At 57.0% G+C, this 20,193-nt stretch carries 22 protein-coding genes; 13 read left to right on the plus strand and 9 right to left on the minus strand.

Translation table 11 applies throughout. The annotated features are described in order from the left end of the window. Positions 1-45: 45 nt before the first annotated feature. Entirely contained in the window at positions 46-579 is a 534-nt protein-coding gene (locus ACWR1S_RS19680; protein WP_454564655.1) for a DUF1003 domain-containing protein, read from the plus strand. Here the strand turns inward: ACWR1S_RS19680 and ACWR1S_RS19685 are convergent, their stop codons facing one another. Beyond that, the gene (locus ACWR1S_RS19685) at positions 580-1,521 is read right to left on the minus strand and encodes a LysR family transcriptional regulator (protein ID WP_454564656.1); all 942 of its coding nucleotides are present in this window, start codon (positions 1,519-1,521) and stop codon (positions 580-582) included. Between the two features lie 15 nt (positions 1,522-1,536). On the opposite strand from ACWR1S_RS19685, the gene ACWR1S_RS19690 reads away from it, so the two are divergent. Both ACWR1S_RS19690 and ACWR1S_RS19695 read left to right on the plus strand, forming a co-directional pair. After that, complete coding sequence (locus tag ACWR1S_RS19690) at positions 1,537-2,241, plus strand: CTP synthase C-terminal region-related (seleno)protein (protein ID WP_454564657.1); 705 nt, start codon at positions 1,537-1,539, stop codon at positions 2,239-2,241. Continuing rightward, positions 2,241-2,546: an antibiotic biosynthesis monooxygenase family protein gene (locus ACWR1S_RS19695; RefSeq protein ID WP_454564658.1), complete on the plus strand. Its 306-nt coding sequence runs from the start codon at positions 2,241-2,243 to the stop codon at positions 2,544-2,546. The genes ACWR1S_RS19690 and ACWR1S_RS19695 overlap by 1 nt, the downstream gene beginning before the upstream one ends. Positions 2,547-2,671: 125 nt before the next feature. Here ACWR1S_RS19695 and ACWR1S_RS19700 read toward each other — a convergent pair whose 3' ends face one another. Continuing rightward, complete coding sequence (locus tag ACWR1S_RS19700; protein WP_454564659.1) at positions 2,672-2,998, minus strand: DUF2025 family protein; 327 nt, start codon at positions 2,996-2,998, stop codon at positions 2,672-2,674. Positions 2,999-3,219: 221 nt separating this feature from the next. Here ACWR1S_RS19700 and ACWR1S_RS19705 point away from each other — a divergent pair, with 221 nt between their 5' ends. Continuing rightward, entirely contained in the window at positions 3,220-4,347 is a 1,128-nt protein-coding gene (locus tag ACWR1S_RS19705; protein WP_454564660.1) for a glycerophosphodiester phosphodiesterase, read from the plus strand. Positions 4,348-4,509: 162 nt separating this feature from the next. Continuing rightward, a complete protein-coding gene (locus ACWR1S_RS19710) occupies positions 4,510-4,815 on the plus strand; it encodes a PepSY domain-containing protein (RefSeq protein WP_007917758.1) in 306 nt (101 codons plus the stop codon). A gap of 307 nt (positions 4,816-5,122) precedes the next feature. On the opposite strand, the gene ACWR1S_RS19715 is transcribed toward ACWR1S_RS19710, so the two are convergent. Further along, entirely contained in the window at positions 5,123-5,569 is a 447-nt protein-coding gene (locus tag ACWR1S_RS19715) for a hypothetical protein (protein ID WP_454564661.1), read from the minus strand. A gap of 109 nt (positions 5,570-5,678) precedes the next feature. Continuing rightward, positions 5,679-7,301, minus strand: a complete 1,623-nt coding sequence (locus ACWR1S_RS19720; protein WP_454564662.1) for a methyl-accepting chemotaxis protein — start codon at positions 7,299-7,301, stop codon at positions 5,679-5,681. Positions 7,302-7,578: 277 nt separating this feature from the next. On the opposite strand from ACWR1S_RS19720, the gene ACWR1S_RS19725 reads away from it, so the two are divergent. Together ACWR1S_RS19725 and ACWR1S_RS19730 are read left to right on the plus strand one after the other, a co-directional pair. Beyond that, on the plus strand, positions 7,579-8,601 hold the full coding sequence (locus ACWR1S_RS19725) for a transporter (protein ID WP_095121237.1): 1,023 nt from the start codon (positions 7,579-7,581) through the stop codon (positions 8,599-8,601). 226 nt (positions 8,602-8,827) lie between these two features. Next, entirely contained in the window at positions 8,828-10,441 is a 1,614-nt protein-coding gene (locus ACWR1S_RS19730) for an inorganic phosphate transporter (RefSeq protein WP_454564663.1), read from the plus strand. Between the two features lie 124 nt (positions 10,442-10,565). Here ACWR1S_RS19730 and ACWR1S_RS19735 read toward each other — a convergent pair whose 3' ends face one another. Further along, positions 10,566-11,462, minus strand: a complete 897-nt coding sequence (locus ACWR1S_RS19735) for a LysR family transcriptional regulator (RefSeq protein WP_454564664.1) — start codon at positions 11,460-11,462, stop codon at positions 10,566-10,568. 121 nt (positions 11,463-11,583) lie between these two features. On the opposite strand from ACWR1S_RS19735, the gene ACWR1S_RS19740 reads away from it, so the two are divergent. After that, positions 11,584-12,342 (plus strand): SDR family NAD(P)-dependent oxidoreductase, encoded by a 759-nt coding sequence (locus ACWR1S_RS19740; RefSeq protein ID WP_454564665.1) that lies wholly within the window; start codon positions 11,584-11,586, stop codon positions 12,340-12,342. A gap of 118 nt (positions 12,343-12,460) precedes the next feature. Here ACWR1S_RS19740 and ACWR1S_RS19745 read toward each other — a convergent pair whose 3' ends face one another. Then, positions 12,461-12,898, minus strand: a complete 438-nt coding sequence (locus ACWR1S_RS19745; RefSeq protein WP_454564666.1) for a multidrug/biocide efflux PACE transporter — start codon at positions 12,896-12,898, stop codon at positions 12,461-12,463. 89 nt (positions 12,899-12,987) lie between these two features. On the opposite strand from ACWR1S_RS19745, the gene ACWR1S_RS19750 reads away from it, so the two are divergent. After that, positions 12,988-13,842 carry a LysR family transcriptional regulator gene (locus ACWR1S_RS19750; protein ID WP_454564667.1) on the plus strand — a complete coding sequence of 285 codons (855 nt, stop codon included), beginning with the start codon at positions 12,988-12,990 and terminating at the stop codon, positions 13,840-13,842. Positions 13,843-14,184: 342 nt separating this feature from the next. Here ACWR1S_RS19750 and ACWR1S_RS19755 read toward each other — a convergent pair whose 3' ends face one another. The 3 genes from ACWR1S_RS19755 to ACWR1S_RS19765 are packed head-to-tail and all read right to left on the minus strand — an operon-like array spanning position 14,185 to position 16,229. Further along, entirely contained in the window at positions 14,185-15,426 is a 1,242-nt protein-coding gene (locus ACWR1S_RS19755; RefSeq protein WP_454564668.1) for an RNA polymerase sigma factor, read from the minus strand. Next, complete coding sequence (locus ACWR1S_RS19760) at positions 15,419-15,763, minus strand: YciI family protein (protein ID WP_008081988.1); 345 nt, start codon at positions 15,761-15,763, stop codon at positions 15,419-15,421. Before ACWR1S_RS19760 ends, ACWR1S_RS19755 begins: the two co-directional genes overlap by 8 nt. A 40-nt stretch (positions 15,764-15,803) precedes the next feature. After that, a complete protein-coding gene (locus ACWR1S_RS19765) occupies positions 15,804-16,229 on the minus strand; it encodes a YybH family protein (protein ID WP_454564669.1) in 426 nt (141 codons plus the stop codon). Positions 16,230-16,369: 140 nt separating this feature from the next. Between ACWR1S_RS19765 and ACWR1S_RS19770 the strand changes: the two genes are divergently transcribed. The 4 genes from ACWR1S_RS19770 (at position 16,370) to ACWR1S_RS19785 (ending at position 20,181) form a co-directional block, all read left to right on the plus strand. Further along, positions 16,370-16,855, plus strand: a complete 486-nt coding sequence (locus ACWR1S_RS19770) for a GNAT family N-acetyltransferase (protein WP_454564670.1) — start codon at positions 16,370-16,372, stop codon at positions 16,853-16,855. An 18-nt stretch (positions 16,856-16,873) separates the two neighbouring features. Next, on the plus strand, positions 16,874-17,479 hold the full coding sequence (locus ACWR1S_RS19775) for a pyridoxamine 5'-phosphate oxidase family protein (protein ID WP_454564671.1): 606 nt from the start codon (positions 16,874-16,876) through the stop codon (positions 17,477-17,479). A gap of 161 nt (positions 17,480-17,640) precedes the next feature. Beyond that, complete coding sequence (locus ACWR1S_RS19780; protein ID WP_454564672.1) at positions 17,641-18,816, plus strand: hypothetical protein; 1,176 nt, start codon at positions 17,641-17,643, stop codon at positions 18,814-18,816. A 33-nt stretch (positions 18,817-18,849) separates the two neighbouring features. Further along, on the plus strand, positions 18,850-20,181 hold the full coding sequence (locus ACWR1S_RS19785; RefSeq protein WP_454564673.1) for an MATE family efflux transporter: 1,332 nt from the start codon (positions 18,850-18,852) through the stop codon (positions 20,179-20,181). Positions 20,182-20,193: the final 12 nt, after the last annotated feature.

Genomic DNA, 20,193 nt, shown 5'->3' on the forward strand with positions numbered 1-20,193 from the left:
GCAGGGCTATAGTGACTACACGTCCCACGCCCTGCCGAGTGCCTCATGACCACTGAAAAACCCGCATCGCCTGAAACAGCTCCCGTCGATCACCTGCGCTTCCACCGCCCTCACGCCCACCTCAGCACCACCTTCGGCAACGACAAATTCGCTCTGCGCGCCGAGGCGTTTGCGCGGTTCTTCGGCACGCCGATGTTTCTCGGCGCACAAACCCTGATTGTGCTGTTGTGGGTCTGCCTCAACGTGTTTGGCGTGACCACCTTCGACGTTTACCCGTTCATCCTGTTGAACCTCGCCTTCAGCCTGCAATCGGCCTACGCCGCGCCGCTGATTCTGCTGGCACAAACCCGTCAGGCCGCCCGCGACAAGGCGCAAGCCGATGCCGATGCGCTACACCGTGAAGCGTTGGCGCAGGCCAATACCGAACGCCAGGCGCAAGCCGCGAAGAATACCGCGCAACTGCTTGAACTGCTGGAGCAGAACACCCGCCTGACCGAGATGACCAAAAACCTCACCGAGCGCATTGCCAACCTGACCAGCGAGCTGCACGATCACATGCGCCAGAATCCGCAGCGCTGATCACGGCAACCGCAGCGCCCGCCCCAACTCATCGAACAGTGTCACCACCGAGCGCAAGGCCCGGCAATCCGGACGAGTCAGCAGCCACAGCGCGGTGTCGTAACCGTGCAGCGGTTCGCTCAACGCCTGTAAGCCGTCGGTGATCAGAAAATCCGGTAACGCTGCAACGCCGAGGCCTGCGCGAACCAGTTCTGTGACTGACAACATGCTGTTGCAGCGATAGCCCGGTGTCACGCCGGGCAGCTGTTGGCGACGCCACGCAATCGTCGGGTGATCGGGGAGAAAGTCATCAGGGGCGATCCACGTCAGCGCCGCCAGATCCGACGCATCGACGTTCTGCAGATAACGCGAACTGGCGCAGACCCGGTAGGAAATCTTCGCCAGTTGCCGTCCGACCAGATGCTCGGGTGGCGTACGCGTCAAGCGCAGGGCGATGTCGGCATCGCGGCGACTGAGGTTGGCGAAATCGTTGGAGGTGCTCAGTTCAAGGGTCAGCGCCGGGTAATTGGGCATGAACTGCGCCAGCGCCGGCAGCAGCAAGCTCTGCAACACCGAATCGGTGCAGGTCAGTCGCACCGTGCCGCTGACCACTTCGCCGCCCTGCTCCACGCCGATACGCGCGGCTTCCAGTGCCTGTTCGGCGCGTTCGGCTTGCTCGGCCAGTGTCTGCGCGAGGGTTGTCGGCAGGTAACCGGCGCGGCTTTTTTCGAACAGTTGCTGACCGAGCGCAGCTTCGAGACGGCGCACAGCGCGGAAGACTGTCGACACGTCGACTTTCAACAAGTGCGAGGCCCGGGCCAGAGAGCCGCCGCGTACCAAGGCGAGAATCAGGGCCAGGTCGGGGTAGTCGAGCTGATAGTGCGCCGCTGCATTGATCACTTGGGGAAATGCCCATATTGAGTGCGTGAACGCCAATCTATAGTGAGTGCCATCAATCAACAAGCGCAGGGAACCCCCATGGAAAACAGCGCCATCCGTATCGCCCTGATTGGCGATTACGACCCGCAGGTCACCGCCCACCAAGCCATTCCCGTCGCCCTCGGTCTGGTCGCCGAACACCTCAACCGCAACGTGCAATTCGAATGGTTGCCCACCGAGCAGATCCACGCCGATACGCCGCTCGAGCGCTTCAACGGTTTCTGGTGCGTACCCGCCAGCCCTTACAAAAGTGAAGCCGGCGCACTTTGGGCGATCCGTTTTGCTCGCGAACAGCAGCGCCCTTTCCTCGGCACCTGCGGCGGTTTTCAGCATGCCGTGCTGGAGTTTTCCCGCAACGTGCTGGGCTGGGTGGATGCGGAACACGGTGAAACATCGCCCGACTCTGAACGCGCGGTACTCACGCCGTTGACCTGTTCGCTGGTCGAAGCGGTGGACAGCATTCATCTGCTGCCCGGCTCGTTGATCGCCAAGGCGTACGAAACGTCGCAGATTCGTGAAGGCTATCGCTGCCGCTTCGGTGTGAATCCGCAGTTCGAACAGCAACTGTTGAACGATCGGCTACAGGCAGTCGGTCATGATTCGTCAGGGGATCTACGCGCGATTGAACTCAAGGAGCACTGCTTCTTTGTCGCGACGTTGTTTCAACCAGAACGCGCCGCGCTCAAAGGGCAGATGCCGACGCTGGTGCGCGCGTTTGTTGAAGCTTGCATGGAGCCGCGTTGATGACTGATTGCTTTGCGGTGATTTTTACCTCGACTCGAACCGAGGGTGACAACGGCTATGCCGAGGCGGCTGAGCGTATGGATTTGCTGGTGCGTGAACAGCCGGGGTTTCTTGGTGTGGAGTCGGTTCGAGGGGCGGATGGCTTCGGGATTACGGTGTCGTATTGGCAGAGCGAAGCGGCGATTCTGGCGTGGCGGCAGAACCCGGAGCATCGGGTGATTCAGGAGCGTGGGCGTTTGGAGTGGTATTCGGCGTTTCATACGCGAGTGTGTCGGGTTGAGCGTGAATATCGGTTCGGGCACTAAAATGGCGGCGCATTGGCGGCCGCTTTCGCGAGCAGGCTCGCTCCCACAATGGATTTGTGATCGACGCAGATCCAATGTGGGAGCGAGCCTGCTCGCGAAGAGGCCCTCACCCTCACAGCAAAACTTCAGCCGCGCAGCAGACTGCGCACCGCCTCAATCTCCGGCACGTCAACCTTGCTCATATAAACGCGCAACGGCTCGGTGATGTTGATCCGATCATCGATGTTCTGATCCAGCAACAGCTGAATCAACTCGCGTTTAAGCGTCATGGTCTGCGCTGTTGCCGGCGCCCAGACGAATTCATTCACAGGAATAATCCCGTCATCAGCGACGTCCATGCCGAAAGAGTCCTCGCTGAAGCGCACGATGTACTGAGCGGTCTTGCGGTTGAGGCCGACAAATCCTTTGAGATCGTCGGCGGCCTGGCAGATGAGTTGGGAGGTGATGCGCATGGTAAACCTCACGAAAAGTGTTCGATGGTTTACACGCAGGGCATTTGAACGGCGCGCCCTCTGCCGGGACGTCTGCCGTGGGCAAGCGTACTGCAAACGGCGCCACAAAAGTGCAGGAAAAATCGCTTTTAATACGTTTATGTCGGTCCTGCGATAGCACCCGAGCGATTCAGTTGTTAAAAGGTACGTCTTTGAAAATGCCCTGCGAAAGGAACTCGAACATGCCCGCTACTTTCACCAAAAGCGCTCTGGTCCTGAGCCTGCTGCTCGGCCTCGGTCAGGCGCACGCCGCCAGCCAGACGGATCCGAATGCAGTCGCTGCCGCCAACGGCATCCCGCACCCGGCAGTCATTGCCCACCGTGGCGCGTCCTTCGATGCACCGGAATCCACGGCCGCGTCCTACAAACTGGCGCGTGATCTGGGCGCCGATTACCTGGAAATGGACTTGCAGCGCAGCAAGGACGGCGTGCTGTTCGCCCTGCACGACAACAATCTGCAGCGCACCACCGACGTCGCGACCAAGTTCCCGGAGCGCAAGGACAGCCCGGCCAACGCCTTCACCATGGCCGAACTGAAAAGCCTCGACGCCGGTAGCTGGTACAACAAGGCCTACCCTGATCGCGCCCGCCCGACTTACGCCGGGCTGAAGATTCTGACCCTCGATGAAATCATCGACATCGCCCAGGCCAACCCGCAACACAAGCCGGGCCTGTACATCGAAACCAAAGAGCCGCAGCTGTTTCCCGGGATAGAGAAAGACCTGAAAGAGAAACTGCAGGACCGCGGCTGGCTGAGCCCGGCCGGTTCGAAACTGGCGAAAAGTGCGCTGGGCGTTGGTCAGGGCAAAGGCAAGGTGATCCTGCAAACGTTCGAGAAAAACAGCCTCGAACTGCTGGAAAAAGAAATGCCGCAAGTGCCGAAAATTCTCCTGTTGTGGGTTGGTGAAGGCAGCATCGAGCCGAAATCCAAGGTGACGTTTGCCGAGTCCGGCGAGAAGGACAAAAACGTTTTCTACGGCAAACAAGAGCCGAAGTCCGAAGCCGAGTTCAAGCAATGGGTAGATTACGCCAAGGCTCAAGGTGCAATCGGCACAGGGCCGTCGGCGAAGCTGACCAAGGGTGGCGACCAGAGCTATTCGGATCTGGTGCAACCGTGGATGAACAAATACACCCACGATCAAGGCCGGCGGGGTCATGTCTACACCGTCGACGAGCCGGTGGATTTCGAGAAAGTCATGGCCGCTGGTGTCGACGGTATCTTCACCAACCGTGCCAGCGAACTGTTGAAGTTCTATAAACGCCCGGCTGCCGCCAGTGTTGACCAGGTGTTGAAGAACAACGGTTTCTGATCTGAAATCGAGGTGCCTTCATCGCGGGCAAGCCACGCTCCCACAAGTTCTGTGCAGGGGCATGGCTTGCCTGTTTTGTTTGGGTGCGGGGTTTTAAGGGTGAGTTAAGTTGCGCCGGTTAACCTGAGGCCACTTAAACGAATCACCCCAAGGAACGAACCGATGAAAACTTTGACTGCCCTGTTTACCGCCGCTGCCCTGACCCTTACCGCTGGCCTGGCCCAGGCTGATGTTCGCGTCGACCAGATTCCTGAACTGGTTAAGTCCGGCAAGATCAAGTCGCTGGAGTCGATGAACGCCGAAGCGTTGAAACTGCACCCGGGTGCGACCATCACTGACACGGATCTGGATAACCACTTCAATGGTTATGAGTATGAAGTTGAGCTGAAGACGGCTGATGGCAAAGAGTTCGATGTGGACTTTGATGCGACCACTGGCAAGGTGTTGAGCAACAAGCAAGACACTTGATTTACCAAACAACCAAAAGCCGCACGATTGAGAGATCGTGCGGCTTTTTTGTGTCTGGCGTAAATCCATGTGGGAGCGAGCTTGCTCGCGAAAACGGAGCGTCAGCCACTATAGATATTGACTGAACAAGCGCCTTCGCGAGCAAGCTCGCTCCCACAGTGGATCGGCTTAGCTGCAGAACCTTGGCAGACAGAGAATCCCTGTAGGAGTGAGCCTGCTCGCGATCGCGGTGGGTCAGCAACGGGGATGTCGACTGATTCACCGCGATCGCGAGCAGGCTCACTCCTACAAGGGAATGCGGTGATGCTTAGGCCGAGGTGCTGACCAGCGAACCGGAAGTGCTGCTGTCGGAATCCTGCAACGCCTGCAACAGCGAGGCTGTGGCAGTGGACAGAGAAGCCGAGGTAGCGGTGATCTGCGCCTGAGCCGCCGCCACTTCAGTCGCCTTGGCATCCGAACTTTCCTGCTTCGCCTGCGCCGCTTGCAACGCCTGCTGTTCTTCCTGCAATTGCTTCTGCAGTTCGGCAATCTGCTTGCGCAGTTCTTTCACCGAATCCGATTCTTCACTGCTGCTGGAACTGCTGTCACCCGTCTGAGCGGCCCCACCACCGGCGGCGACTTTACCGCTATCGGCCGTCGCGCCCGTGCTGGCGGTTGCTGAGGTAGACGTGTCGTCACCGACGTCACTGATCGAGGTTTTGCTGGTGGGTGTCGTGACGGTCTGATTGATCGAAACAGAAGTGATGCTGACCATGGAAAGGCTCCAATGCCGGTTATAGATAACCGGTCATCGACCATGGCCGCCTCAATTTGAGATCGACTGTGTACCGACTCGGTATCCGAACCGGTACACGGTCAATGCGTCAGGCGCTCAAGCGCGCGGTGACTTCGTTCAGTTGCCCGGACAGGCCATGCAGGTTCTGGCTGGCGCTTTCGGTGCGCTGCACGTTGTCGAGGTTGGTGCTGGCGATCGAGGTGATCTCGGTGAGGTTGCGCGAGATGTCCTCGGCCACCGAGGTCTGCTCTTCGGCAGCGGTGGCGATCTGACGGTTCATGTCGCGGATCGCTTCCACGGCGTGCGTGATGCGCTCCAGCATCGCCCCGGCCTGAGTCACTTGCTCGACACTTTCATCGCTGCGCGTCTGGCCGCTGTCGATGGCTTGCGCTGCGTCCACTGCGCCGGTCTGCACGCTCTGGATGATCTGGTTGATCTCGATGATCGACTCGGCGGTGCGTTGTGCCAGATTGCGCACTTCATCGGCGACCACGGCAAAACCACGCCCGGCTTCACCGGCGCGTGCCGCTTCGATCGCAGCGTTGAGCGCCAGCAGGTTGGTCTGTTCGGCAATGCCGCGAATCACTTCCAGTACTTTACCGATGCGGCCGCTGTCAGCTTCCAGACGACGGATCACCGTAGCGGTGTTGGCGATCTCGCCGCGCATCTGGGTGATCGAATGGATGGTGCTCTGCATGACCTTTTCACCCTGTTGGGCGGACTGGTCGGCATCGTCGGCCGCACGTGCGGCGTCGGCGGCGTGACGCGCCACTTCCTGCGCGGTGGCGGACATTTCGTTCATCGCCGTGGCCACCTGATCGGTGCGATTGAACTGCTCGTTGGTGCCGCCGGCCATGGTCGTGGCAATGGCGTTCAACTCACCGCTGGCGCTGTCCAGATCCGACGCACTGCGTTGCAAACGGGTGAAGGTGTCGGCGAGGAAATCACGCAGGGTGTTGGCCGCAGCGGCGAGATTGCCCAACTCATCCTGACGGTCGCTGACCACACGTTCGGCGAGTTTGCCGCGACTCAACTGGGTGACGTAATCGATCAGTTTGCGGATCGGTTCGACCAGATTGCGGTTGACCAGCCACAGACTGAGCAGGCCGATCAACAGGCCCGACGCGAGCATCACCAGCAGACCGAACAACACCGTGCGATCGGCCTCGGCACTGATCAGCGCCGACTGCTCTGTCCCTTGCTTGCGCAACTCGCTGACCAGTTCACTCATCTGATCGCTGGTAGCACGATCGACACCTTTGACGGCGCTGTCGCCTGCCGTTGGATCGCCACCGGCCGCCACGTAGGCATCGCGGCCCTTCTGATAGGCAGAACCGAGCTGACGATGCTCATCGCGCAGGCGTTCGATGCGGTTTTTCAGGCTAGGCTCGAGGCCTTTCTGCCCGGCCAGTTCGCCGAGGATGTTTTGCACATCGCGCTGGCGATCTTCGAACTGGCTCCAGTATTTGGCCAGGTCCGCCGGTTGTTTGCCGCGCAGCAGAACGTTTTTCCACTCCTGCACCTGCACCTTGAATTGCAGGTTGGCTTCGTCGATCAATTGCGACGTGTGCAAGGGGCCGGCGATCAACTGGCTGTAGCTTTGCACGCCGTTGGACAGGAAATGAAAACACGCCAGCGCGATCAACAGCATCGCCAGCAGGCTACCGCTCAGCAGGGCGAGAATTTGCGCTCTCAGGGATTTTTGCAGCATCGCAAGATACTCAGGACAAGGATGAGGCACGCCCGGTAAGGCGTGAAATTTTGCCGGACATCCATGTCGGCGAGCCTTGGCTCATGGCCAATGGCGCGCAACCTAACGCACCTGTGATCGGCGCGCCAGAGCGCTTCTTGAAGAAAATCCGACCGTCGGTAAGTCGCTGATTTGACGTCACTTTGCTGTCACATAAACGTCATGTGACATTGCGATGATGCGGCTCAGTGAACCTGCCATTTGCGCGACCGATGCCCCCTCTTCGCAGCGAGCCTTCATGAACCACAGCCTCGATATCAGTCATCGCGATCCTGATCTGTTCGGCCTGCTCTACGGCTTTCGCTTCCTGCCCGGCGAACGTGGCCGCGAAGTCGATTCGGCCACGGCATTGCGCTGTTTGCAGGACGACAGCGACAGCGGTGAATTCCTTTGGCTGCACCTCAATCTGGCGCATGCGGCGTGCGAGCGCTGGATGAAAAGTCATCTGCAACTGCCCGAAGAGTTTTTCGAGGCGCTGCACGAAGGCTCACGGTCGACGCGCATCGAGCATGTCGACTCGGCGTTGCTGGCGGTGGTCAACGATGTGGTGTTCAACCTCAGCAGCATGGTCTCCTCGGACGTGTCGACGCTGTGGGTCTGTGTGCGCAGCAAACTGATCGTCAGTGCGCGTCTGCAACCGCTGCATTCGGTGGACAAATTGCGCTCGTCGGTGAAGGCCGGCGAGCGCTTTCGTTCGCCCTCGGAGCTGCTCGTGCATCTGCTCCGTGACCAAGGCGAAGTGCTCACGCAGATCGTGCGCAAGACCAGCCTGAGCGTCGATCAGGTCGAGGACGAATTGCTTTCCTCGCGGCTGTCGACCAACCGTGCCGAACTCGGTGCCAACCGCCGCGTGCTGGTGCGATTGCAACGGTTGTTGGCGCTGGAACCGGGCTCGTTGCTGCGTCTGCTCAACCGGCCGCCGCCGTGGTTGCAGAAGGAGGACGTCAAGGAGCTGCGCAAATCCACCGAGGAGTTTGCGCTGATCATCAACGACCTCACGGCTCTCGGTGAGCGGATCAAACTGCTGCAGGAGGAGATCGCCGCCAACCTCAACGAACAGAGCAACCGCACGCTGTTCACCCTGACCGTGGTGACGGTGCTGGCGCTGCCGATCAATATCATTGCCGGTTTTTTCGGGATGAATGTGGGTGGCGTGCCGTTGTCGCAGGATCCGGAGGGGTTCTGGATATTGGTCGCGCTGGTGGCGACGTTCACCGTGATTGCCGGGCGTTGGGCGTTTCGCAAGCGCGGGGATTATTGACTTCTCCACACGCTCGTTCCCACGCTCTGCGTGGGAATGCATCAAGTGACGCTCTGCGTCACAGGGACGCGGAGCGTCCCGGGCGGCGTTCCCACGCAGAGCGTGGGAACGAGCAGAAGACCGACGGTGGGATTAATCCGCCAAACACTGACATGGCGCAGTCTCTCTGTAACATTCTGCAATGATCATGGGCGACATTCCTTCCCTCGCTCAGGATTGTCCTCCCATGGCTACTCCCTCCCTGACCGCCAGCCCCGCGTCCGCCGCCAGCGGCAGGCCGGCCCTCGACAAGAAAACCGGCCCGTTCACCTACGTGATCTTTTTCGCCGTGTTGGCGATGGGGATGCTCTTCACCGCCTACAGCCTGATGCACGACATGCACGAACTCGGCACGGTGGTGACCACCTGGACGCCGTTCCTGTTGCTTGGTGTGGCGCTGTTGATTGCGCTGGGTTTCGAGTTCGTCAACGGCTTCCATGACACCGCCAACGCCGTCGCAACGGTGATCTATACCCATTCGCTGCCGCCGAATGTGGCCGTGGTCTGGTCGGGCTTCTTCAACTTCCTCGGCGTGCTGCTCTCGAGCGGTGCGGTGGCGTTCGGCATCATCGCGTTGCTGCCGGTGGAGCTGATTCTGCAGGTCGGTTCGTCTGCCGGTTTCTCGATGATTTTCGCCCTGCTGATCGCGGCGATCCTGTGGAACCTCGGCACCTGGTGGCTGTGTTTGCCGGCGTCGTCTTCGCACACGCTGATCGGTTCGATTATCGGTGTCGGTGTGGCCAATGCCTTGATGCACGGCCGCGACGGCACCAGCGGTGTCGACTGGGCACAGGCGACCAAGATCGGTTACGCCTTGCTGCTGTCGCCACTGGTGGGCTTCGGCTGTGCGGCGCTGTTGCTGCTGGCGCTGCGCGCGTTCGTGAAAAACCGTTCGCTGTACAAGGCACCGGAGGGCAACACGCCGCCGCCGTGGTGGATTCGCGGTTTGCTGATTTTGACTTGCACCGGCGTGTCCTTCGCTCACGGTTCCAATGACGGCCAGAAAGGCATGGGCCTGATCATGCTGATTCTGGTCGGCACGCTGCCGATGGCCTACGCACTCAACCGCACCATGCCGGAAGAACAGTCGCTGCAGTTTGCCGCCGTGGCGCAAGTCACCCAGCAAGCACTGGTGAAAAGTGCACCGCTGCCGACGCCGGCCGATCCGCGTGCAGTGCTCTCCGACTACGTGCGCAGCAAGGACGCCACGCCGCAACTGATCCCCGCCCTCGCCGCCCTCACCGGACACATTGGCGAAGAAGTCAAAGGCTACGGTTCGCTGGCGAAAGTCCCGGCCGAAGCCATGGGTAACGTGCGTAACGACATGTACCTGGCCAGCGAAAGTATTCGCCTGATGGACAAGAACAAGGTCGGCAATTTCGACGCCGACACCAGCAGCAAACTGCAACTGTTCAAGCAACAGATCGACAACGCCACGCGATTTATTCCGCTGTGGGTGAAGATCGCCGTGGCCATTGCGCTGGGTCTGGGCACCATGGTTGGCTGGAAGCGGATTGTGGTGACGGTCGGCGAGAAGATCGGCAAGACCCATCTGACGTATGCCCAGGGTGCCTCGGCGGAAACCGTGGCGATGCTGACCATTGGCGCGGCGGACATGTTTGGTTTGCCGGTGTCGACGACGCATGTGTTGTCCTCGGGTGTGGCCGGGACCATGGTTGCCAATGGTGGTGGGTTGCAGATGAGGACCATCCGCAATCTGTTGATGGCGTGGGTGCTGACGCTGCCGGCCGCGATTCTGCTGTCGGGCAGCCTTTACTGGCTGTTCACCCAGATCTTCTGACCGAAGAAAGTCCCCTGTAGGAGTGAGCCTGCTCGCGATAGCGGTGTATCAGTCAACATTGATTAAACTGACACACCGCTATCGCGAGCAGGCTCACTCCTACAGTTTTGACCGGTGTTCAGGTTCAGAGCGCGGAGCGAATCAGATCGCCGAGCCAATCCATGAATACCCGCACTCGTAAAGGTAGGTGTCGCTGCCTGGCATACAGCAATGAAATCCCCATCGCTGGCGCCGTGAATTGCGGCAACACCGTCACCAGTTCACCGTTATCCAGATGCGGTTGCATGCCGGTACGCGGCACCTGAGTCAGACCGAAGCCGCCAAGGCACGCCGACTCGTAAGCGTCAGTGCTGTTGACCGTAATGCTGCCAGCCATCGGCAGGCGTTTAACCTGACCACCCTCCTCGTACACAAACCCTTCCGAACGCGAACCCAATACGCCGACGTAATGCACCAGCCGATGCTGCGCGAGATCTTCCAGTGTCTGCGGCACGCCGTAGCGCGCGAGGTACGCGGGACTGGCGCAATTGACCATGGGGAAGTCACCAAGATGCCGCGCGACCACCGATTGATCGGGCTGCGCGCCAATCCGCACCACGCAATCGAACCCTTCGCTGAGCAGATCCACGCGGCGATCGGTGCTGCTGATTTCCAGCTCCAGATTCGGGTGGCGATCCATGAACTGCGGCAGGCTCGGCATCACCAGACGCCGCGCGAGAATGTTCGGCAGATCGACCCGAATGCGCCCGGTCAGCGAAGCCTCGTCCTGGCGGAACAAGCCTTCGATCTCGTCCATGTGCGAGAGCAGATCCTTGCTGCGTTCGTACAGCACCAGACCGTCCTGAGTTGCCTGCACTTTGCGCGTGGTGCGTTGCAACAGGCGTGTACCGAGCAGGGCTTCCAGCGCTTGCACATGCTCCGACACGGTCGAGCGCGGCAAGCCAAGGCTCTCGCCCGCGAGGGTGAAACTCGACAATTCGCTGACCCGGACGAAGGTGCGCAGCAGTTCCAGTTTGTTCATGGCAGGCCTTTGATTGTTCGGCTGATCCGATCAGTGATTCCGATTTCAGTCTGTTTATCACCTCCCTGCGGATAAATAAACTGAGTCCATCATCACCACTCACCGCAATCGAGGAAGTCCCATGAACCGAAAAATCGCATTGATTACTGGCGCCAGCCGTGGCCTGGGCAAAAACGCAGCGCTGCACTTGGCCGCTCAGGGCATCGACGTTATCGGCACTTACAACAGCCGTGCTGACGAAGCTCAGGCGCTGGTTGCCGAAGTGCAAGCACTTGGCGGCAAAGCCGTGATGCTGCAACTGGACGTCGGCCGCAGCGAAAGCTTTGCCGATTTCGGTAAACATGTTGAGCAGGCGTTGCAGCAGACTTTCGACCGTCAGCGTTTTGATTTCCTGATCAACAATGCCGGGATCGGTGTGCATGCACTGTTCGCCGAAACCACGCCGGAGCAGTTCGATTTGCTGATGAATATCCAGCTGAAAGGGCCGTTCTTCCTGACCCAGCAGTTGCTGCCACTGATTAACGACGGCGGGCGCATCATCAATATTTCCAGCGGCCTCACTCGTTTCAGCCTACCGGGTTACGGCGCTTACGCGGCGATGAAAGGCGCGATGGAAGTGCTGACCCGATATCAGGCCAAGGAGTTGGGTGCGCGGCAGATTGGCGTGAACATTCTCGCGCCGGGCGCTATCGAAACTGACTTCGGTGGTGGCGCCGTACGCGATAACTCGGCGGTGAATGCGATGGTCGCCAGCAACACCGCGCTGGGACGCGCCGGGCAGCCGGATGATATTGGCGGAGCGTTGGCGCTGCTGCTGTCGCCGGGCGGAGAGTGGATCAATGGCCAGCGTGTTGAGGCCTCCGGGGGCATGTTCCTCTAACTCACGCTGAAACACCTTGGCATGTAGGAGCTGCCGAAGGCTGCGATCTTTTGATCTTGTCTTTAAAAACAACATCAAAAGATCGCAGCCTTCGGCAGCTCCTACACGGGGATCGAGGTTAGCTCTGGCAAGCGTTGCGCGTCATGAAGCGCTCGCGCAAAACGTCATAGCCCCAGTGATACACATAGGTGTACGGCAGGAAAAACAGCAGCACGCCGATGTCGAGCAAAAACGCCTGCCACAGGCTGACCGACAGCCACCAGGCAATCAGTGGCACGCCCATTACGATCAAACCACCTTCGAACAGCAGCGCGTGCACCACTCGCACCCAAGCGTTGTGTGCGACATTCATGCGCTCAAGCATACGGTCGAAAAAGCGGTTGAACACCACGTTCCAACCCAGCGCCAACAGCGCGATCAACACCGTCACCGCGCCCATTTCAAGCATCGGTTTTTGCATGATCCACGCCAGCAACGGCGTGCAGATCAGGATCGCCAACAGCTCGAAACCGATGGCCTGGAAAATACGTTCAGTGATGGATTTGTGGGCAGTCATGAGCTGAGTCCTTGAGTGAAGATGGTTGCCATGATCCATGCCCGCATCGATACTTCATAACCAATAACCATCGATCAAGGCGATAGTTGATGATCTCTCAGGAAGTGCTGCTGGCGTTTGTCCAAGCGGCCACACAAGGCTCGTTTTCGGCGGCGGCGCGTAAACTCGGGCGCAGTCAATCGACCATCAGTGCGGCGGTGGCCAGCCTGGAGATTGATCTGGACCTGGTGCTGTTTGATCGCAGCAGCCGCAAACCGACGCTGACCCCGGCCGGGCATGTGATGCTGCAGCGGGCCGAGGCGATTCTGGCGGCCAGCAGTCGACTGGAGATGACCGCACGGCAGTTGTCCCAAGGCGTCGAGCCGAAGCTGACCGTGGCGATTTCCGACACTTATCAGTCGTATCGGTTTGAAGCGGCGCTGGTCGGGTTTGAGCAGCGTTATCCGGACCTGGAACTGGAATGCTTGATCGCCGAATGCGATGACTTGATTGAGTTGGTGCAGCGCGGTCGCGCGCATCTGGCGTTCGCTGAAATGCAGGAAAACTATCCGGCGGATCTGGCGACGTCGACGGTGGCCGAACGCACGGAAATCGCCTTGTTCGTCAATCGCGATCACGCGCTGGCCAAGCTTGATCACATTGATCAGCAGATCCTCGAGCAGCATCGCGAATTGCGCCTGGCGACCATCGTCAATCCCTATGACAGTCGCGGCAAAGGACGGGTGTGGTCAGCGCCGAGTTATCTGATGTTGCTGGAAATGGCTGAGAAAGGTTTTGGCTGGGCACCGTTGCCGCGTTGGCTGGCGCAGCGCTTTGGCAATGATTTGCTGGTGGAATTGAAAGTGCGCGGCTGGCCGAAACCGGTGTTTGTCGATGCATTGTGGTCGCGGCTGTATCCGCCGGGGCCGGCGGGGAGTTGGTTGTTGAGCAAGATGCTGGAATAGCGGTGAAGATAGAGCCACCCTCACCCCAGCCCTCTCCCCGAGGGAGAGGGAGCCGACCGAGGTGTCTTGCGTCAGACATCGACCTGAAAGACCGAGTCGATTATGGATTCATTGGGTATGAGCTCAAAAGCCCCTCACCCCAGCCCTCCCGAAACGTCGGACCGCCCGGAGGGAGAGGGGGCCGACCGAGGTGTCTTGGGTCAGACATAGACCTGAGAGACCGAGTCGATTATGGATGTATAGCTACGGTATACACCTCAATTATGGATTCACCGCTGAGCGTTCAGGTCGGCGTACTTCTACAGCATCCCCCAATCGGTCCCCTCTCCCCCTGGGAGAGGGCTAGGGTGAGGGCAATTCCAGCGCCGAAAGCCGCCCTTCAATAAACCGCCGCTCCGGCTCTTGTCGGGTCAACTCCAACGCCCGCAAATACGCCGCCCTCGCCTCGTCCACCCGACCCAACTGCCGACAAAACTCCGCCCGCGCCGAATGCGCCAAGTGGTAATCCTGCAATTCACCGCGCGCCAAAATCCCTTCAATCAGATTCAATCCGTTCAGCGCCCCATCGCGCTTGGCCACCGCCACCGCCCGGTTCAACTCGATCACCGGCGAAGGCACCGCGCGCAACAGCACGTCATACAAACCAACGATCTGCTCCCAATCGGTTTCTGCCGCCGACGGCGCCTCGGCATGCACCGCCGCAATAGCGGCCTGTAAACAATATGGCCCAAAGCGCCGCGTGGTCAGCGCACGCTCGACCAGCGCACAACCTTCAGCGATCAACTCGCCATCCCACAATGAGCGGTTCTGATCATCCAGCAGCACCAATTCACCGTCCGGCGAAGTGCGCGCCGAACGTCGCGATTCGTGCAACAGCATCATCGCCAACAGCCCCATCACCTCCGGTTCCGGCAGCAACTCCATCAACAGCCGCCCTAGCCTGATCGCCTCACGCGTCAGATCTTCACGGGTCAACTCAGCCCCGCCCGACGCCGAATACCCCTCGTTGAACACCAGATAAATCACCCGCAACACACTGTCGAGGCGTTCGGGCAATTCGCTCAGGCTCGGTACTTGATAAGGGATTTTCGCGTCACGAATCTTGGCTTTCGCGCGCACGATGCGCTGGGCAATCGCCGCCGGCGCGGAGAGAAAGGCGCGGGCGATTTCCTCGGTGGTCAGGTCGCAGACTTCGCGCAAGGTCAGCGGCACTTGCGCACCTGCCGCCAGCGCCGGGTGGCAGCAGGTGAAGATCAGCCGCAGACGATCGTCTTCCACGTCTTCGCCACTCCAGTCGGCCTGTTCGAGTTCTTCCAGTTGCGCCAGCAACAATGGTTGCGAAGCCTTGAACCGAGCGCGACGACGCAACACATCAATCGCCTTGAAACGCCCGGTCGAGACCAGCCAGGTGCGCGGATTGTCCGGCACGCCGTCGCGCTGCCAGCGTTCGACCGCGACGAAGAACGCCTCGTGCAAGGCTTCTTCGGCGAGGTCGAAATCACCGAGCAGGCGAATCAGCGTCGCCAGAATCCGCCGCGAGTCTTCGCGATAGACCTGCTCGACCCGCGCCCGAACCTCAGACATTCAACTGCCGCACCGGCCGCACTTCAACGCTGCCGACCCGCGCCGCCGGAATGTTGCCGGCAACCTGAATCGCCTCGTTGAGGTCCTTGGCGTCGATCAAGTAGAAGCCGGCCAATTGCTCCTTGGTCTCGGCAAACGGGCCATCGGTGATCGACAGTTTGCCGTTGCGCATCCTGACGGTGGTAGCGGTCTGCACCGACTCCAGTGCCTCGGCGGCGACCATCCGTCCGCTGCCCTGAATCGACTCGGCATAAGCCCAGCACTCGGCGTCTTCCGGACTGTCGGGGGATGAATGCAGCAGGCGTTCATCGCTGTAGACCAGGCATAAATACTTCATGGCGTTCTCCTGAAGCGGACGGATCAACTATGGCTGAAGATCAGGGAGTCACATTGAACAGCGTCGCGCCACTCATCGGATCGAACGGCGCCGAACAGTGTTCGTGGACGATTTTCCAGGCCCCACCGACCTGCCGGTAGCAAGCGGTGACGCGCATCCAGCAGCTCTGGGTTTCGCCTTTGTCATTGGTGCCGCCGCAATTGGCCACCCAATGGGCGAAGGCGATGTTGTCGGCGCTTTCGATGGCGATTTCGTGGAATTCGAAAATGTGCGGGCCCGGGCACATTTCCATGCACGCCACCCAGTGCGCGCGGTAGGCGGGTTTGCCCTTGAATTGCAGGGCCTTGATCGCGTCGAAGGAGACGATGTCGTCGGCGTACAACGCCATGACTTTCTCCACGTCCTTGGTCATGACGGCTTCGCGGTAGGTGTTGATCAGGGTCTGGATTTCAGATTGCGCGCTCATGGTGTTCTCCGTGGTTTTTGTTGTGAAGACACCCTTAGTCGTTCGGCAATTGGGCAGATCGACAGAGCAAACAAAAAATTTCTATAGAAGACAAAATCGCTAGAATTCGCGACTTACCTTGTAGGAAAAAGGAAATTCCCGTGTCAGCCCAACTCGTGCCGTACGACAGCCTGAACGCCTTGCAGCGTCAGCAGGTCGAGGCGATTGAAATCCATGCCGAGCAGATCAAGTTTTCCGGCGATATCCACGGGGCTTTGCACACCCTGCTGTCGAAACCCGGCCCGGGTGTGAAGGGTTTTGCCCTGCTGGCGGATGAGGTGCCGGTGGCGTTTCTGTTGCTCAAACGCCCGCCGGTGTTGCCGGCCTGGGCCGATGAACACAGCGCCACCTTGCATGCGTTGCAGGTCGATCGCCGCGCTCAGGGCAAGGGCTACGGCAAGGCCTGTCTGCAAGCGCTGCCCGACGCCGCGCGTCTGGCGTGGCCGGAGATCAAGGGGCTGGAGTTGTCGGTTGACGCTGACAATGACGCGGCCATTGCGCTCTACGCGAAGCACGGCTACGTCGACAGCGGGGAAGCGTACAAAGGCCGGATCGGTTATGAACGGCGCATGGGGCTGTTTTTCTAAGTCAGCGGGAGAGCAAGGATGATCGATTCAATCGAAGCGCTGGAAGCGATTTACGGACTGCCCCACGAGCGGGCGGTGCGCAAACAGATTGGTTTTCTCAACGAGGATTATCAGGCGATGGTGCGGGTTTCGCCGCTGGTGATCGTCAGCTCGGTGGGCGCCGATGGCCTCGACAATTCGCCGCGCGGCGACAAGGCCGGGTTTGTGCGGATCATTGATGAGCGCACCTTGGCCCTGCCGGATCGCCCGGGCAACAACCGCATCGATACCTTGCGCAATGTGCTGCAGGATTCGCGGGTGTCGCTGCTGTTCATCATTCCGGGGATTGGCGAGACGTTGCGGGTCAATGGCACGGCGACGATCAGCGCGGAGCCGCCGTTGTTGGAGAGTTTTGCGGTGAATGGCAAACCGGCGAAAACGGTGTTGCTGGTGACGGTGGAAGCGGCGTTCTTTCATTGCTCGAAAGCCTTCGTCCGTTCGGATGCGTGGAATCCTGAAACGCATCTGCCGCGCTCGGCTTTACCAAGTGCCGGTGCATTCCACAAACGCCTGAACGATGGCGAGTTCGACGCCGAAACCTACGACCGCGAAGCCCCGACGCGGGTGCGTGAAAGCCTCTACTGAAAAAAGATCTCATGTTCTCTTACAGGACTAAATAATCATCCTGTAAGAGTTATCCCACGAACAAGTCTCAAATCATTTAAAACAAATAAAACCCTGTAAGTAAATTCTGATTTTCATCCTGGATATTGACGCCTCACCGTCAAACAATCTAGGTTTTAGCCATGAGCAAATTTATTAATTACCCAACAGCCTATGTATATTCGAACATCGACCTCAAAAATACAAACAAACACTTAAAGCACTGCACCACTCGTTTTTTTAACGAAGAGAACAATATGATAGACACTCTAATAAAAACTGCAAAGTCAAAAATCACGCAAAATGAAATAATCATATTGGACGGAACAATCTCAATCCCGAAAAGCTATCTCCGAGAGAAAGCATTTTTAGAACCGACAAGCATCCTGATTATTTCCGGCTCTTTAATTGAGGGCATCGGAACAATTCACTCCGACATTGACTGCATTATACTCTGCGACGAACGCCCCAAAGCTTGCAACATTAAAGATATCGAACACGCGTTTGTCACTGACGAGGATTATCGCCATATTACAAAAAACGAAAAAGTTCACAATACAACCGACTTCTACGGTGATACGAGCATCCACATCGACGCCGACTACGTCACTTTCTCAGAAATTGAAGATATCTATAAGAAAATCAACAAAGCATTTGACGAAGTGATTTCGGACCAGCGTTTTCTATACAACCCTGTGCTCACAAATACAGAGAACAACATCGTTCACCGCTCTATTATTGGACATGCAATTACCAACGAAGAAAAATTTGATTCAATAAGAGCACAAATCCCTCTGAAAAAACATATCTACATTGCACATCGCGAAAAGCTTCCAGTTTTTTACGCATTTCAGGATATTCAAGGCTGCTGGCAGTCAGGAAATCTATGGATGGGTTGCGAGATAGCTAGGGACATGATGCTAAAAACATCCATGAGCTTCACCTACCTCACTGGCACCTCGAACAAGCATTACAAGTGGATATATTCAAATATGTATCTGATTGAAGGGTTCGACGTCATCAAAAATAAGTTTTTCGATTTAGCCAGGCAAGGAGCAACTACGGAAACAGAATGCAGGTCCTACATCCAAGAGACTTTGGACTACATGGACTCGGTATTCCTCGCGATTGAAGGCCTTCTAAAAACAATAGATATTTATCCAACGACAGAAACCTCCCTTGCCGCGCTTGATAATGAATTCAATGAACGCAAGCAAACCAAACATAAAACATCTGTGTGCGAGTACTACTTTAGGAAAAAGTATTTTGCTGCTTCCCAGACTCCTCCACTAACGACATTACTTAAAGAATGGGACTAATCCCCTCCCGAAACGCCACAAGCGATCCATACTATGGAAGTACTTAAATTATCTGTACCGCTGATGCTTTCCAGATTGGGAGATATGATAGGATCACTGATTTTCTTCTCATTTATCGGCCATCACATTGTCGACTCTCTGAGTGCAGCATCATTCGCTTTGGCTTCAATATCTTTTTTGACCGTTGTCGGGATCGGTTTCTTCTCAAAAACATTAGTAACCATTGCAGGCGCAAACAACTTAAGCACCACCAGCATAAACTCCGAAATAACCACATCATTTAATCTTGCAATTTTTTATGGGCTATTAGTTCCGGTCACGATATTTCCAGCAGGTAAAATTTTTTTAGAACTGGATACCGACCCCAACAACCTGGAAGACTTCAAAGTACTTTTAACACTTTCAATTTCGCTGCCTGCCGTTTTCCTACAAACCACCATTTTCAACGTCTATAATGGCATCAGAAAAACGCAATACGAACTCACTTACACATGGCTATTGAATAGCGCACTCGCACTGACATGTTTTGCACTCATGAACATAGAGTCAAGTATAAATCTATACGATTTCATCATCACATACGTTTGCCTGCGTTATGTGTTCTCATGTGCAGCGCTGATCTTTTTCAGAACAACCACAAACAGACTCTTTAAAGGCTCTCCCCGCCTCAATATATCAAAAGATGATTATATAAAGTACACGATTAACGGCTTCCCTATGGCACTGTGCTTCGGCAGCGAAAGCCTCCTTTTCTTTTTACTTTCCCTGATATCAAAACATATAAATGACATCAGCCTTTCTGCATACCAAGCTTCTATCCATGCAGCCAGTATCATATATATGATTTCTATAGGAATAGGAAATGCCGCAGGAATCATTACAGCACGCCATTACATCACGAAGAGTATCCAAGCAATCTCAAAAACGTTCCTATTGTCTATCGGACTCGGATTACTCGTACTGGCACCCATCCTAGTGTCTTTTTATTTTTTTAGTGAAAGTATCGCTCTAATCTACACATCCGACACAGCGACGAGGATTCTCATAGAAAAGAACATCATTATCTCAATACCCTTTTTAGTATTTGAGTTCATCTTCGTTGTCGCCAGATTGACTTTGAGAAGTATGAACGACTTTTGGATACCCACAATAATGACAATACTGACACTAAACATTTTTGGCGTGCTTTCTTCAGCAACCCTATTATTACTCTACGAGCACAGCGTGCACTCAATATTTCTGGCATTAGTACTATGCTCATTTACTTTAATGTTGCTTTTACTCTGGAGATTAAGGTGCACATTAAATTACGCATCTAAAACCCTCTACATTGAAGAGAACCTACACCGAATAAAACAGCGCTGACCTTTCCTAATT

It is taken from the genome of Pseudomonas sp. AIG (genome assembly GCF_977020205.1).

Excerpts from the sequence above, each read along its gene's own strand:
- ACWR1S_RS19695 (WP_454564658.1), top strand. The coding sequence starts at position 2,241 with ATGACTGATTGCTTTGCGGTGATTTTTACCTCGACTCGAACCGAGGGT.
- ACWR1S_RS19780 (WP_454564672.1), top strand. The coding sequence starts at position 17,641 with ATGAGCAAATTTATTAATTACCCAACAGCCTATGTATATTCGAACATC.
- ACWR1S_RS19700 (WP_454564659.1), bottom strand. The coding sequence starts at position 2,998 with ATGCGCATCACCTCCCAACTCATCTGCCAGGCCGCCGACGATCTCAAA.
- ACWR1S_RS19785 (WP_454564673.1), top strand. The coding sequence starts at position 18,850 with ATGGAAGTACTTAAATTATCTGTACCGCTGATGCTTTCCAGATTGGGA.
- ACWR1S_RS19715 (WP_454564661.1), bottom strand. The coding sequence starts at position 5,569 with ATGGTCAGCATCACTTCTGTTTCGATCAATCAGACCGTCACGACACCC.
- ACWR1S_RS19755 (WP_454564668.1), bottom strand. The coding sequence starts at position 15,426 with ATGTCTGAGGTTCGGGCGCGGGTCGAGCAGGTCTATCGCGAAGACTCG.
- ACWR1S_RS19690 (WP_454564657.1), top strand. The coding sequence starts at position 1,537 with ATGGAAAACAGCGCCATCCGTATCGCCCTGATTGGCGATTACGACCCG.
- ACWR1S_RS19735 (WP_454564664.1), bottom strand. The coding sequence starts at position 11,462 with ATGAACAAACTGGAACTGCTGCGCACCTTCGTCCGGGTCAGCGAATTG.
- ACWR1S_RS19765 (WP_454564669.1), bottom strand. The coding sequence starts at position 16,229 with ATGAGCGCGCAATCTGAAATCCAGACCCTGATCAACACCTACCGCGAA.
- ACWR1S_RS19730 (WP_454564663.1), top strand. The coding sequence starts at position 8,828 with ATGGCTACTCCCTCCCTGACCGCCAGCCCCGCGTCCGCCGCCAGCGGC.
- ACWR1S_RS19745 (WP_454564666.1), bottom strand. The coding sequence starts at position 12,898 with ATGACTGCCCACAAATCCATCACTGAACGTATTTTCCAGGCCATCGGT.
- ACWR1S_RS19725 (WP_095121237.1), top strand. The coding sequence starts at position 7,579 with ATGAACCACAGCCTCGATATCAGTCATCGCGATCCTGATCTGTTCGGC.
- ACWR1S_RS19720 (WP_454564662.1), bottom strand. The coding sequence starts at position 7,301 with ATGCTGCAAAAATCCCTGAGAGCGCAAATTCTCGCCCTGCTGAGCGGT.
- ACWR1S_RS19775 (WP_454564671.1), top strand. The coding sequence starts at position 16,874 with ATGATCGATTCAATCGAAGCGCTGGAAGCGATTTACGGACTGCCCCAC.
- ACWR1S_RS19705 (WP_454564660.1), top strand. The coding sequence starts at position 3,220 with ATGCCCGCTACTTTCACCAAAAGCGCTCTGGTCCTGAGCCTGCTGCTC.
- ACWR1S_RS19760 (WP_008081988.1), bottom strand. The coding sequence starts at position 15,763 with ATGAAGTATTTATGCCTGGTCTACAGCGATGAACGCCTGCTGCATTCA.
- ACWR1S_RS19740 (WP_454564665.1), top strand. The coding sequence starts at position 11,584 with ATGAACCGAAAAATCGCATTGATTACTGGCGCCAGCCGTGGCCTGGGC.
- ACWR1S_RS19710 (WP_007917758.1), top strand. The coding sequence starts at position 4,510 with ATGAAAACTTTGACTGCCCTGTTTACCGCCGCTGCCCTGACCCTTACC.
- ACWR1S_RS19680 (WP_454564655.1), top strand. The coding sequence starts at position 46 with ATGACCACTGAAAAACCCGCATCGCCTGAAACAGCTCCCGTCGATCAC.
- ACWR1S_RS19750 (WP_454564667.1), top strand. The coding sequence starts at position 12,988 with ATGATCTCTCAGGAAGTGCTGCTGGCGTTTGTCCAAGCGGCCACACAA.